Here is a 13496-nt window from a genome sequence, read left to right as displayed (position 1 = left end):
ATTAGTTTGCGTCTGAATTTATTGTCTGATAAACTATAAAACGAGTTTTGATTTTAAATTCCATATACTTCAGCTCTTGAAGTGGTGGTAGAGGCGCGGGGACATGAGTACGTTGTGTTAGAAGGATGAGCTTCAATGAGCACAACTGAAAGGGGACACCGCCGAAGAGTAATTACCTCTCATCAGTAATACTCTGGGCCTGCATTGAATAAGTGCAGGACTGTCATACAAATATTGTATGGAGGACTATCTCACGGAGCGGCTTTTGATATTTTTTAAGATTTGTAAAAGTCGTATTCGGCAGTGGGACCTCCCACTGCCGTTTTTTTGTAGTGAGTTTGGTCTACTCTTTTTCGGCAAGAAGAAATTCCAGTTTATCTTTTACAGAAAAAGGGAAATTGTCAGATTGGTTGATTAAGAAGAGGAGGCGTTTTTGTTGGCAACGATTGTTCAGAAGTTCGGTGGTACATCAGTAGGTGATGTATCCCGCATTAAGCGAGCTGCACAGAGAATTAAACAAGAAAGAGATGCAGGTAATCGCGTAGTCACCGTGTTATCAGCTATGGGGAAATCAACAGATGCATTAGTGGAACTTGCGCATGATATTAGTGAATCACCTGATAAGCGGGAAATGGATATGCTTTTAAGCACTGGTGAACAGGTTACTATCTCTTTGATGGTAATGGCACTCAAGGAAATGGGAATAAGTGCCGTATCGTTAACTGGGTGGCAAGCGGGTATTAAAACTGAGCCTGTGCATCAAAATGCGAGAATAACAGGCATAGATACTGAAAGAGTAGAGTCTTACCTTAATGAAGATAAAGTAGTCATTGTTGCAGGCTTTCAAGGTATGTCAGAGGATGGGGAAATCACAACTTTAGGTCGCGGTGGTTCAGATACGACGGCAGTTGCCATAGCTGCGGCATTAAATGCGGAATCTTGCACAATTTTTACGGACGTAACAGGAGTATATACATGTGATCCTCGTGTGGCAAAGCAGGCCCGTCAATTACAGAGTATTTCATATGATGAGATGTTGGAGCTTGCTAATCTTGGGGCAGGTGTTCTACACCCAAGGGCAGTTGAATTTGCAAAAAATTATCAATTACCCCTAATCGTGCGGTCAAGTATGGTTGATGCCGAAGGGACAATCGTTGAGGAGGAAGCATCAATGGAGCAGAATTTAGTAGTAAGAGGATTAGCATTTGAAGGTGCAGTAACGAAAATTACAATAGAAAGATTACCAAATGAATATGATTCCATGTCTAATGTATTTTCAGCATTGGCGGGGTCAGGTATAGATGTGGATATTATCATCCAACAATTAACAGGAGAAAATGAGTTGAATGTATCATTTTCTATTCATACTCAAAAATTAGAAGAAGCCTTGGAAATTTTAAATACTAGACAGGAACTACTTGGCTTTAAACAAATTCGTCATGAAGAAGGCTTAGCAAAGGTTTCAATCGTCGGTTCAGGAATGGTATCTAACCCAGGGGTTGCTGCCAATATGTTTAGCTGCTTAGCTGAAGAGGAAATTACGATAAAGATGGTTAGTACTTCTGAAATTAAAGTATCGGCTGTTGTGCCTGAAGTAGATATGGTCAAAGGTGTAGAGGCACTACATAAAGCCTTTGATTTAGATGCAGTGAAGGAAGCTGAAAAGGTGACTTCTTAATAGGAAGTCACAAAAATCACAGCAGTTGAACAGTGATTGAAAGACTATCTTTCTTTTTAGTGGCTTATATAAGGAGAATTCAGAGTATGCGCAAAAGTCTTTCTTTTGCGCATATTTTCTTTTTATTAACAAAGCTAAAAAATAAAAGGCGCCCTCTTGGGACAGCCTTAGCTTCAAGTTGTTTATAAATATTTAATAAAATCACTCAGGTTAGGTTAGCCTTATGTTCTATCCCCCACTGGATCTCCTTTGTCCCATCTGACAATGATTCGATAAGTACATGGCTTTTTCTTTTTTAACTCATAAGTGGCTTCTGTTATAAAACCTTGTTGAAATTCAGTCCATTGGGCGAGGAAACCGCATTCTAAAGTAAGTGGACGATCTTTTTCCATTAAAGGGGCAATAAGCTCATATTGTTTTTCTGTACGTTTTTCTTTTAATAAAGAAAGTGTTCCCCAACTAGCTTGTTCAAAGAAGGAGCTCAATTCTGGCACACCATCTTCATATAATTTTCTAGCGATTGATTTACCAGCCCAGTACAAGATCATCTCTTCTTCTTTTCCTAGAAGTTCAGGAATTAGCATATGTCTGAGTAACTGATAACTATAGGTTGGAACGTTCATATTTTCTTCATTCAGTTCAAGCGATTTACTTTTGTTTTCCATCAAACATTATCCCCCGTATCCTGATCGTCTATCTTTCATTATTTCCTTAATCATATTACCACATTAATGCTAATTTAAGGAGAATTATTATGAAAACTATAATACCTTATGGTAACTGAGATGAACTAATGATATACTAAATCCCGAAATAAATCGGAGGTAAAATTAGATGAAATTGGGATTAAGTAAATTTCTCAGTCCATTTAGAATTATAGTATTATCATATATTATAGCTATGTTTGTGTTTGCCATTTTCTTGGCATTACCTATTTCTGCGCAGGAAGGAGTGTATGTCTCTTTCTCTGAAGCACTATTCACATCTGTCAGTGCAGTGAGTGTAACTGGTCTCACTGTTGTTAACGTTTCTGAAACGTATAGCGGTTGGGGAGTATTTTTCCTTGCTCTAGCAATCCAACTAGGCGGAATTGGTGTAATGACCTTAGGAACATTTATTTGGATGATTTTTGGCCGTAAAATAGTTTTATCCCAGCGGATGCTGATTATGGTAGACCAAAACCAAATTGCCTTTTCTGGCCTTGTGAGCTTAATGAGGGGAATATTAGGTGTTGCCTTAGGAATCGAACTGATAGGTGCATTAATTTTAGGTACATATTATTTGAATTACTTTGATACTGCTGCAGAAGCTTTTTATCAAGGTGCCTTTGGGGCGTTAACAGCTTTTACTAATGCTGGTTTTGATGTAACTGGGCAATCATTAGTGCCTTTTGCAGATGATTATTTTGTACAATTAATTAATATATTATTAATCTTCGCAGGTGCGATTGGTTTTCCTGTTCTTTTAGAAGTACGAGCTTATTTTGCTTCTAAGGATAGGAGTTTTAGATTTAGTTTATTTACAAAAATTGCTGTATCAACTTATTTTATTGTTTTTATCATTGGAGTAATTGGACTTTGGATTTTAGAAAGTAATGCATATTATCAGGGGCTCACATGGCATCAGCAGTTATTCTTTTCACTTTTTAACTCTGCAACTGCTCGAAGTGGTGGCTTATCTACGATGGATGTCTCCAATTTAACTTTAGCTAGCCTCCTGCTCTTATCTGGACTAATGATTATTGGGGCAAGCCCGTCTAGTGTAGGTGGTGGAATTCGGACGACGACCTTGGCGGTTATGTTCCTTACTATTAGGAGCTTTGCCTTAGGACGTAGTGATGTTAAAGCATTCGGGCGTGAAATTCATCAGGAAGATCGTCAAAAGGCGTTTATTGTCCTAAGTGTTTTTGTTGTTGGACTTTTCTTGTCTATTATTTTTGTAAGTGCCTTTGAACATAGTGGAGAGCTTGAATTAATGGCCATTATATTTGAAGTGAGTTCTGCCTTTGGAACGTGTGGATTATCTATGGGAATTACCCCTGATCTTTCATTGCCAAGTCAAATCACCCTGATGGTTCTCATGTTAATCGGGCGTGTCGGTTTAGTTGCATTCCTTTTCTCAGTACGAGGTAAGGAAAAGAAAACGAATTTCAAGTATCCAACAGAGCGTATTATTATTGGATAACTCAAAAAAATGATATACTAAAAAAACAGAATTGGCATTAATGACAATTTTGTGAACATTATTAGTAAATAAAAATAAGGCACTCCATTTCTTCGGAAAAGAGTGCCTTATCAAGTATTTGAGGGAGGTGCAGTGAGGGGAATCACAGCTAATTTTATTAGAAAATTATAAAGATTGTGTTCTATTTCACGCTTTTCTGTTAAAATAAAAGGTGTATACGCTTTCTTGACGTAATTCGGTCTCAGGAGTAAAATTAACATGTTCACAAAATGTTCAAAACTTGTGTATAATTTATCAATATATGAATTCATAGAATCATAGAATTTGAGAAAAGGAGGCAAAAATACAGCATCTCTACACAGGTTTTATGAGCTTAAAAAAGAAAAAATATGACTAGGGGGAAAGTTTGATGTCCACTAACCGTGAATTTTTCTACCGTAAAATCCATTCCTTGCTGGGCGTTATACCTTTGGGAGCCTTTTTGATAGTGCATTTCATGATTAACTATCAAGCTGTTAATGGGCCAGAAGCATATAATGTAGCTGCAGGGTTTATGGAAAAACTACCATTTTTACTTGTTATGGAATTTGTTCTAATTTATATACCAATTCTGTTTCATGGGATCTACGGTCTATACATTGCCTTTCAGGCAAAGCACAATACGTCTACATACAGCTATTTTCGGAACTGGATGTTCCGATTACAGCGCATCTCAGGAGTAATAACAATTATTTTTGTGGCCTGGCATGTCTGGGACACTAGAATTCAAAAGGCTTTCGGAGCAGAAGTGAACTACGATATGATGGCAAATATTGTAGATAACCCTCTTGCTTTGGCTGCATATATCATTTCTATTATCGCAGCATCATTCCACTTAGCTAATGGATTATGGTCATTCGCTGTAACATGGGGAATTACCGTTTCTCCACGATCTCAACTTATTGCAACTTATGTAACAATGGGATTTTTCATCGTAATGTCTTTCATAGGAATTCGAGCAATCTTAGCATTTGTGTAGCCAAAAAGAAGGAGTGTTTTATATGAGCAAAGGTAAAATTATCGTTGTTGGCGGTGGTTTAGCCGGACTGATGGCCACGATAAAAGCTGCTGAAGCAGGTGTGGCTGTGGAACTATTTTCAGTAGTACCAGTAAAACGATCACACTCTGTTTGTGCTCAAGGAGGCATAAATGGAGCAATGAATACGATGGGGGAAGGGGATTCCACTTGGGAGCACTTTGATGATTCTGTATATGGTGGAGACTTCCTTGCAAATCAGCCCCCTGTAAAAGCAATGTGTGACGCAGCTCCTGGTATCATTCATTTGATGGATCGTATGGGAGTTATGTTTAACAGGACAGGAGAAGGAATACTTGCCCTTAGAAGATTTGGTGGAACTCAACATCACCGTACAGCATTTGCAGGTGCAACTACTGGTCAGCAATTACTATATGCTCTTGATGAGCAGGTACGCCGTCATGAGGTAGCTGGACTGGTCAAAAAGCATGAAGGTTGGGAATTCCTACACGCTGTCTTAGACGACGAAGGTGCTTGTAGAGGGATAACTGCACAAAACTTAAATACATCTGAAATAGAATCTTTTAAAGCCGATGCCGTAATTATGGCAACTGGTGGACCAGGAATTATCTTTGGTAAATCTACAAACTCCATGATTAACACTGGTTACGCTGCAGCTGCGGTTTATAAGCAGGGTGCTTACTATGCAAATGGCGAGTTCATTCAAATTCATCCAACTGCCATACCAGGTGATGATAAGCTGCGACTAATGAGTGAATCAGCTCGTGGTGAAGGTGGACGTGTTTGGACGTATAAAGATGGAAAGCCTTGGTACTTCCTAGAAGAAAAATATCCAGCTTACGGAAACTTAGTACCACGTGATATTGCAACACGTGAAATATTCTCCGTATGTGTTGATCAGAAGCTTGGAATTAATGGTGAAAATATGGTTTACCTGGATCTTTCCCATAAAGATCCGAAAGAACTAGATATTAAGCTTGGTGGGATTATGGAAATCTATGAAAAATTCATGGGTGACGACCCACGTAAGGTACCAATGAAGATATTCCCTGCTGTTCACTACTCCATGGGTGGTATATGGGTTGACTTCGAACAGCAAACAAATATTCCAGGATTATTTGCTGCAGGGGAATGTGATTATTCACAGCACGGTGCAAACCGCCTAGGGGCTAACTCCTTACTTTCTGCAATTTACGGTGGTATGGTAGCAGGTCCTAAGGCAATTGAATATATTCAAGGTCTTGAAAAGACTTCAGAAGATGTATCTTCTCAAGTATATGATTCGCAAGTGAAGCAGGATCAGGAAGAATTTGAATCTATCTTGAAAATGGATGGAACTGAGAATGCATTTAAACTTCATCAAGAGCTTGGATCTTGGATGACGGATAACGTAACAGTTGTTCGTGAAAATGATAAACTACTTAAGACAGATGAAAAAATCCAAGAGTTGATGGAACGTTATCAAAATATAAACATGGACGATACAGCGAAATGGAGTAACCAAAGTGCTGCATTCGTACGTCAGCTTGGCGGTATGTTAGACCTAGCAAGAGTTATTACTCTAGGAGCTTATAACAGAAACGAAAGCCGTGGTGCTCACTATAAACCTGAGTTCCCAGACCGAAATGACGAAGAGTGGTTAAAAACTACAAAAGCGAAATATAACGCAGCTAATTCAGGACCTGATTTTGAATATGAAGATGTAGATGTTTCTTTAATTAAACCTCGTAAACGAGACTACACTTCGAAAAAGAAAGCAGGTGCAAAAGCATGAGTGAAAAAACAATCACGTTAAAGATTAAACGTCAAAAAACACATGATAGTGATCCGTATTTTGAGACTTTTAACATTCCTTATCGTGAGAACATGAATGTCATTTCTGCATTAATGGAGATCCGCCGAAATCCCGTTAACGATAAAGGGGAAGCTACTACAGCAGTTGCATGGGATTCAAGCTGTCTGGAAGAAGTATGTGGCGCATGTTCTATGGTTATCAATGGCAAGCCACAACAATCTTGTTCTGCCCTAATAGATAAACTAGAACAACCAATTAAACTAGAGCCCTTGAACACATTCCCAGTGACACGGGACCTAGTTGTTGACCGAAGTCGTATGTTCGATTCATTAAAACGTGTTAAGGCTTGGATTCCTATTGATGGTACGTACGATTTAGGACCTGGACCACGCATGCCTGAACCTAAGAGACAATGGGCATATGAATTATCAAAATGTATGACTTGTGGTGTTTGTCTCCAAGCTTGTCCGAACGTAAACAGTAAATCAGAGTTTATCGGTCCTGCTGCACTATCTCAAGTTCGCTTATTTAATGCACATCCAACTGGAGAAATGCATAAGGCGGAAAGATTAGAGACGATTATGGACGGAGAAGGCGGCTTAACAAACTGTGGTAACTCGCAAAACTGTGTTCAAGCATGCCCTAAAGGAATTCCGTTAACAACGTCCATTGCTGCGTTAAATAGAGATACGACGTTACAATCATTCAAGAATTTCTTTGGTAGTGACCGCATCTAATAATTGAATAGGCTGGGACATGTAGTGTTATTAGAGAAAAACACTAATGTCCTAGCCTTTTTCATAACAGTATAATGAATGAATGCTCATTCGTTTTTAAAACGTAAGATGGTGTAGAATTAAAAAAGGAGTGTTAACTATGGCAATACCAGATTATATTGAAGATATGGAGCAATGGGTGAAAGGCTTTAAATATAAATGCCCAATAACAGTAAGGTTTTCAGAAACTGATGCATTTGGACACTTGAACAATACGAAAACATTCGTTTATTTTGAGCAGGCTCGAATTAATTTTTTCAAAGACTGTGGATTATCAGATGAATGGTTTACTTCGAATGGAAGTAGTATCCCAGTTGTTGCAGATTTACATTGTGATTATTTGAGACAGGTATTTTTTGATGAAGAATTACAAGTGGGAGTGAAGGTAGCTCATGTCGGGACTTCATCTGTTGATATTCATTACATGATCACAAATTCAAAAGAAGAAATCTGCCATACTGGTCGAGGACGTATTGTACAGATTGACCGCGAGAAAAAGAAACCTATACCTTGGAGCGATAAGGTTAAAGAAAATTTATTAAAAACAATATAAAAAATCTCTCTTGTAGGGGCGGCTTCACTGTCACGTAAAATCTTATAGCTACATAAGATAATGATGACTAAATACTACCCAAAGCATGCAATGAAGCAGCCCATGCAAGAAAGGGTGAATCTATTGAAAGAACACGAGTTCCGTCCTAAGCCGCTTTTAACGAAGCGAGAGCGAGAAGTTTTTGAACTACTTGTTCAAGATAAAACTACGAAAGAAATCGCAGCACAGCTTTTTATCAGTGAAAAAACGGTTCGTAATCATATTTCGAATACAATGCAGAAGCTGGGAGTAAAGGGGCGCTCTCAAGCAGTCATTGAATTGGTTCGATTAGGGGAACTGAAGATTTGATGGTAGTCGGCTCCAGTTTCATCGGAGCCGGTTTCAATTTACTTTCAGACTTGGGGACAGAACTGTTCTCAAGTTTTTTCTTTTTCATTTCTACTTCGTTAAAAACCTGTTATTATGTGAATCAGTACCTCACGTAACTTTATACGTAGAATTTTTGAGGGAGTAGGAAATGAAAGTGAAGGAATCATATCAATTTACTAAAGCTTTAAATAATAATGTAATTATTGCTCAGTCATCAGATGATGGTGCAGAAGTTATATTAATAGGTAAGGGCATTGGATTTGGTAAAAAGAAGGGTGACAGATTGAATGAATTTGAAAAGGTTTTTACCTTAGTTGATCAATCTGAACAAGAAAAATATAAAAAACTTATAGGAAAAGGGCAGGAAGAAGTCTTACTTGTCATCCATGAAGCTATTGAGAAAATTAGGGATATTCTAGGGGTTGACCTTCACGAGAGAATTCACTTCGCATTATCACAGCATATGTTACTAGCTATAGATAGAATACAGAAGGGCATAGATATTCAAAATCCGTTTTTGTGGGAAACGAAATGGCTTTATAGTAAATCATTTCAAGCTGCAGAAGAGGTAGTGCAATTTATAGGAAGAAAAATGAATGTTATTCTTCCTAAAGAAGAAGTTGGATTCATAGCCCTGCATATTCAAAGTGCGATTCGTGACCAATCGAAGAATAAACCTAGAGAAACAGCAGAGATTATATCTAACTGTTTATCTTATGTGGAAGAAAAAACAGGCTATTCGTTACAAAAAGAAAGTATTCCTTATAAACGTTTTGTCCAACACTTAAAGGAAATGTTGGAGAGGGGAATGAAGGACGAATTTGAAATTGAAGAGAAAGTTATTAAATTATTGAAGGAAGATAGTCCTTTATGTTACAATTTAGCCAGAAATATTGCTAGAATGATTGAGAAAACAGTCCATACTGAAATTGCTGATGTGGAGGTTATTTATATAACAATTCATTTGCAGCGTTTATTAAATGAATAAGCAGTCACATTTACGTGTAACTGATTCGATCAGGCATGAGTGAAGTGATGTATAGGAGCTTTGTTACGTTAAAAAATAGTAACGGCGTCCATATACTTTCTTCACTCATGCTTTTTTTGTCGATTTTAGCGTGAAGTAGACAAGTCTTGGGTATTAATAAACTGAGGGTTTCGTTATATGGATTTTTTATCAATCAAACAATTTTTATATTAAATAAAGGAGTGTTTTAAAATGGCAGAAAAAACGTATAAAATCACAGCAGACACAGGGGTTCATGCACGACCAGCAACACAGTTAGTGAACAAGGCAGGACAATTTGAATCAGAGGTTACAATGGATTATAACGGAAAATCAGTAAACTTAAAATCAATTATGGGTGTCATGTCTCTAGGGATTCCACAAGGTGGAGAAGTAACAATTAAAACAGAAGGTCCGGATGCAGAAGAAGCCCTTCAAGGGTTAGATGAAGTAATGAAGGGCGGACTTGCAGAGTAATGTCAAAAAAGCTGAAGGGTATTGGAGCATCTGCAGGAATTGCAATTGGTAAAGGCTTTCGTTTAGAAAATCCGGATTTAACAGTTGAAAGAAAGTCTGTTGAAAATATTGAAGCAGAGCTTGATCTCTTTAACAATGCCTTAGAGACTTCGAAGGGTGAATTAGAAGTAATTAAGGAGAAAACAAGGAAGGAGCTTGGAGAAGAGCATGCAGAAATATTTGCAGCTCATCTCCTTGTCTTAAGCGATCCTGAGCTAGTAGATACTATTCGCCAAAAGGTAAAAGAAGAAAGCGTGAATGTAGCATATGCATTGAAAGAAGTGGCTGATCAATTTATTTCTATGTTTGAGTCTATGGATAATGAATACATGAAAGAACGTGCTGCAGATATTCGTGATGTATCACAGCGTGTTTTAGCTCATATTCTTGGAAAGCAGATAGTTTCATTAGCGGAAATTGATGAAGAAGTAATTATTATCGGAGAGGACTTAACTCCGTCTGATACAGCACAGTTAAACAAAAATTTTGTACAAGGCTTTGTTACTGATATTGGGGGAAGAACTTCGCACTCCGCAATTATGGCACGATCAATGGAAATACCTGCCGTAGTAGGCACAAAAACAGTAACGGAAACAGTCGAACAAAATGAATTAGTCATTGTAGATGGAATTGACGGTAATGTTATTATAAATCCAACTGACGCTGAATTAGATTCTTATAAGAAGAAGCAGGCTGATTATGAGGAACAGAAAAAAGTCTGGGCTAAGCTAGTAAATGAAAAGACAGTAACTAAAGATGGCCATCATGTAGAATTGGCAGCAAATATTGGTACACCAAACGATATAGAAGGTGTATTAAATAATGGTGCTGAAGGTGTTGGTCTTTATCGTACTGAATTCATTTATATGGGAAGAAACGACCTTCCAACAGAAGAAGAGCAATTTACTGCTTATAAAAAAGTAGTCGAGGCAATGGAAGGGAAACCTGTAGTCATTCGTACATTAGATATCGGTGGTGACAAGGAACTCCCATATTTAGATTTACCTAAGGAGTTAAATCCGTTCTTAGGGTTCCGTGCCATAAGACTATGCTTAGAAAAGGACGACATGTTCCGTACTCAACTCCGTGCTTTGTTACGTGCAAGTGCATATGGAAACTTAAAAATCATGTTCCCAATGATTGCTACGATAGATGAGTTCCGTCAAGGAAAACAAATCCTTGAAGAGGAGAGAGCTTCCCTTGAAAAGCAAGGTGTAGAAACAAATAAGGATATGGAAATTGGTATTATGGTTGAAATTCCTTCTACTGCTGTTTTAGCAGATCAATTCGCAAAGGAAGTTGATTTCTTTAGTATTGGTACAAATGATTTGATTCAGTATACAATGGCAGCAGACCGAATGAACGAGAAAGTATCGTATTTATATCAACCGTATAATCCAGCAATTTTGCGACTTGTAAAAATGGTTATTGATGCCTCTCACCGTGAAGGGAAATGGACTGGAATGTGCGGGGAAATGGCTGGAGATGAAGTGGCGATTCCCCTACTACTCGGACTTGGACTTGATGAGTTCAGTATGAGTGCTACTTCTGTTTTACCAGCAAGAACGCAGCTTGCCAATCTAACACGTGTGGAAGCGGAGAAAATTGCATTAAAGGCATTAACCATGAACACATCAGAAGAAGTGCAAGAGCTTGTTAAACAATCATTTTTTTAAAAATGTTCATAAAGACACCTCAATATAGTTGAAAAATACTTTATTGAGGTGTCTTTTACTTTGTCTACTGTGAAATAAGGTTTGTTGGAACAACCTACGGTTTACTCCCTTTCCGTGGGCATGCCGCTTGTCCTCCTCGTTCCTGCGGGGTCTTGCCTGGCCCGCTGTTCCCACAGGAACGAGCGTTTACATCACGAATATGCTTCGAGTTGTCTCGACGGATACGCTTCGTAGCATATGCTCGTAGAGGAAGAGACAGTTGCTTCGTAAACCTCCGTTTGTTCCAACAAAATATAGAAATTAATTTTTCATCGTACATGGTGCAACATTTCCATTGCATGGAAATCTACTGTGAAAATAACATCATGAAATTGGACTTGTTGCAGGCTACTCCCTTTCTCGTGAAGAAGCTGACAAGAGGCTTCGAGCGTGTTTTACATTTTCTTATTGCGGTAGTGAAAAATATGTTTTATATTAAAACAAAGTGTACTTTAAGGACTTTTACTTGAATTTATTAGCGAAAACAAAGAAAATAAGTATAATACATATTTCGTTATACGAAGGAGGGATAAAATGACTAATTCAAAGAATGAAATACAGATTAATCAAGTAGAGCATATTGAAAAATCATTACGAATGATTGCTGATATTGTAAAGCAAAAAGGTAGAGGAATTTTAAATGAGTTCCCAATTACCCCTCCACAGTTTATAGCGTTGCAATGGTTACATGAATATGGTGATATGACTATCGGAGAGTTGTCGTCTAAAATGTACCTGGCATGCAGTACAACGACTGATTTAGTAGACAGGATGGAGAAAAATGAACTAGTGGAGAGAGTCAAGGATACAAATGACAGGCGAGTCGTAAGAATTCATTTATTGGATAGGGGAGCAACGATTATTCAGGAAGTTATTCATCAGCGTCAAGTTTATCTGCAAGGAGTCTTGGAAAACTTTTCGAAGGAAGATGTTGATTTTTTAGAGAAGAGTTTAAGTATCTTAAATGATGAAATGAAACGTGATGCAAAAACCTGGAAATCATTTTAAAAATGAAAGAGGACGAATATTAGTGGAAAAACCAATAGGCGTAATTGATTCAGGAGTCGGTGGGTTAACCGTAGTTTCTGAATTAATTAGACAACTACCAAAAGAAGAAATCATCTATATTGGGGATACCGACCGTTGTCCGTATGGTCCCAGACCAGTAGAGGAAGTTAGAAAATACACTTGGGAAATGATAGATTACTTACTCAAGCATGAAATTAAGATGTTAGTTATTGCATGTAACACAGCTACGGCAGTTGTTTTGGAAGAGGCAAAGGAAAGACTTTCTATACCTGTAATTGGTGTTATTCACCCTGGTACAATTGCAGCATTAAAGGTTACGCAAAATGATCATGTTGGTGTAATTGGAACAGAAGGTACGATTAATAGTGGTGCATATTTTCGAGAACTGACTAAAATCAGTTCTAATGTGAAGGTGGAAAGTCTTGCATGCCCGGCCCTCGTTCCTTTAGTAGAGAAGGGGATGTTTTCTGGAGAAGAAGCTAAACGAATCATAGAAGCTTCACTAAGGCCTATTCTACAAACACCAATTGACAGTCTAATTCTAGGCTGTACACATTATCCACTGTTAGCGCCTGTTATTCAAGAGATAGCAGGAGAAGGAATAGAAATAATTTCCTCTGGTGATGAAACTGCAAGAGAAGTAAGTGCATTATTATATTTTGAGAATTTATTATTTACTGGTGAACGCCCAGAACCAAACTATCTTTTTTATACTACAGGTCCAATAGATACTTTCGAAAAAATTGCAAGAGACTGGCTGTCTATAGATGACATTACAGTTAAGCGGACAGATTTATTATCTGTTATAAAAGAAAAAGGTATGTAAGAAGCAACTTGCT

General features: G+C 37.9%; 13 protein-coding genes and 1 riboswitch. Of the genes, 12 read left to right on the top strand and 1 reads right to left on the bottom strand.

Annotated features, from left to right (window positions below; genetic code table 11):
- Positions 1–80: 80 nt before the first annotated feature.
- Positions 81–257, top strand: a riboswitch (Lysine riboswitch).
- 179 nt (positions 258–436) lie between these two features.
- The gene (locus BW724_RS15795; protein ID WP_088076144.1) at positions 437–1678 is read left to right on the top strand and encodes an aspartate kinase; all 1242 of its coding nucleotides are present in this window, start codon (positions 437–439) and stop codon (positions 1676–1678) included.
- A 221-nt stretch (positions 1679–1899) separates the two neighbouring features.
- On the opposite strand, the gene BW724_RS15790 is transcribed toward BW724_RS15795, so the two are convergent.
- A complete protein-coding gene (locus BW724_RS15790; protein ID WP_088076143.1) occupies positions 1900–2343 on the bottom strand; it encodes a YslB family protein in 444 nt (147 codons plus the stop codon).
- A 169-nt stretch (positions 2344–2512) separates the two neighbouring features.
- On the opposite strand from BW724_RS15790, the gene BW724_RS15785 reads away from it, so the two are divergent.
- From BW724_RS15785 to racE, 11 genes are all read left to right on the top strand, one after another.
- Positions 2513–3862: a TrkH family potassium uptake protein gene (locus BW724_RS15785; protein ID WP_088076142.1), complete on the top strand. Its 1350-nt coding sequence runs from the start codon at positions 2513–2515 to the stop codon at positions 3860–3862.
- A 409-nt stretch (positions 3863–4271) separates the two neighbouring features.
- Positions 4272–4880, top strand: a complete 609-nt coding sequence (locus BW724_RS15780) for a succinate dehydrogenase cytochrome b558 subunit (protein WP_088076141.1) — start codon at positions 4272–4274, stop codon at positions 4878–4880.
- 22 nt (positions 4881–4902) lie between these two features.
- The gene (gene sdhA, locus BW724_RS15775) at positions 4903–6672 is read left to right on the top strand and encodes a succinate dehydrogenase flavoprotein subunit (protein ID WP_088076140.1); all 1770 of its coding nucleotides are present in this window, start codon (positions 4903–4905) and stop codon (positions 6670–6672) included.
- The gene (sdhB, locus tag BW724_RS15770; protein ID WP_088076139.1) at positions 6669–7430 is read left to right on the top strand and encodes a succinate dehydrogenase iron-sulfur subunit; all 762 of its coding nucleotides are present in this window, start codon (positions 6669–6671) and stop codon (positions 7428–7430) included. Before sdhA ends, sdhB begins: the two co-directional genes overlap by 4 nt.
- A gap of 139 nt (positions 7431–7569) precedes the next feature.
- A complete protein-coding gene (locus BW724_RS15765) occupies positions 7570–8022 on the top strand; it encodes an acyl-CoA thioesterase (RefSeq protein WP_088076138.1) in 453 nt (150 codons plus the stop codon).
- A gap of 123 nt (positions 8023–8145) precedes the next feature.
- Positions 8146–8370 (top strand): helix-turn-helix domain-containing protein, encoded by a 225-nt coding sequence (locus BW724_RS15760; RefSeq protein ID WP_088076137.1) that lies wholly within the window; start codon positions 8146–8148, stop codon positions 8368–8370.
- Positions 8371–8539: 169 nt separating this feature from the next.
- Positions 8540–9379: a BglG family transcription antiterminator gene (locus BW724_RS15755; protein ID WP_088076136.1), complete on the top strand. Its 840-nt coding sequence runs from the start codon at positions 8540–8542 to the stop codon at positions 9377–9379.
- Between the two features lie 231 nt (positions 9380–9610).
- Positions 9611–9874 (top strand): phosphocarrier protein HPr, encoded by a 264-nt coding sequence (locus BW724_RS15750; protein ID WP_088076135.1) that lies wholly within the window; start codon positions 9611–9613, stop codon positions 9872–9874.
- Positions 9874–11589, top strand: a complete 1716-nt coding sequence (ptsP, locus tag BW724_RS15745; RefSeq protein WP_088076134.1) for a phosphoenolpyruvate--protein phosphotransferase — start codon at positions 9874–9876, stop codon at positions 11587–11589. The genes BW724_RS15750 and ptsP overlap by 1 nt, the downstream gene beginning before the upstream one ends.
- Positions 11590–12162: 573 nt before the next feature.
- Positions 12163–12636, top strand: a complete 474-nt coding sequence (locus BW724_RS15740; protein ID WP_088076133.1) for a MarR family winged helix-turn-helix transcriptional regulator — start codon at positions 12163–12165, stop codon at positions 12634–12636.
- Positions 12637–12658: 22 nt separating this feature from the next.
- Complete coding sequence (racE, locus tag BW724_RS15735) at positions 12659–13483, top strand: glutamate racemase (RefSeq protein ID WP_088077967.1); 825 nt, start codon at positions 12659–12661, stop codon at positions 13481–13483.
- The last annotated feature ends 13 nt before the right edge of the window (positions 13484–13496 follow it).

The sequence above is a fragment of the Litchfieldia alkalitelluris genome, assembly GCF_002153425.1.
Lineage (GTDB): Bacteria > Bacillota > Bacilli > Bacillales > Salisediminibacteriaceae > Evansella > Evansella alkalicola.
This window is presented reverse-complemented; position numbering and strand designations above follow the sequence as displayed.

What these genes read in the sequence shown, in the direction of transcription:
- BW724_RS15790 (WP_088076143.1), bottom strand. Translation starts at nt 2,343, where the DNA reads ATGGAAAACAAAAGTAAATCGCTTGAACTGAATGAAGAAAATATGAAC.
- BW724_RS15785 (WP_088076142.1), top strand. Translation starts at nt 2,513, where the DNA reads ATGAAATTGGGATTAAGTAAATTTCTCAGTCCATTTAGAATTATAGTA.
- BW724_RS15780 (WP_088076141.1), top strand. Translation starts at nt 4,272, where the DNA reads ATGTCCACTAACCGTGAATTTTTCTACCGTAAAATCCATTCCTTGCTG.
- sdhA (WP_088076140.1), top strand. Translation starts at nt 4,903, where the DNA reads ATGAGCAAAGGTAAAATTATCGTTGTTGGCGGTGGTTTAGCCGGACTG.
- sdhB (WP_088076139.1), top strand. Translation starts at nt 6,669, where the DNA reads ATGAGTGAAAAAACAATCACGTTAAAGATTAAACGTCAAAAAACACAT.
- BW724_RS15765 (WP_088076138.1), top strand. Translation starts at nt 7,570, where the DNA reads ATGGCAATACCAGATTATATTGAAGATATGGAGCAATGGGTGAAAGGC.
- BW724_RS15755 (WP_088076136.1), top strand. Translation starts at nt 8,540, where the DNA reads ATGAAAGTGAAGGAATCATATCAATTTACTAAAGCTTTAAATAATAAT.
- BW724_RS15750 (WP_088076135.1), top strand. Translation starts at nt 9,611, where the DNA reads ATGGCAGAAAAAACGTATAAAATCACAGCAGACACAGGGGTTCATGCA.
- ptsP (WP_088076134.1), top strand. Translation starts at nt 9,874, where the DNA reads ATGTCAAAAAAGCTGAAGGGTATTGGAGCATCTGCAGGAATTGCAATT.
- BW724_RS15740 (WP_088076133.1), top strand. Translation starts at nt 12,163, where the DNA reads ATGACTAATTCAAAGAATGAAATACAGATTAATCAAGTAGAGCATATT.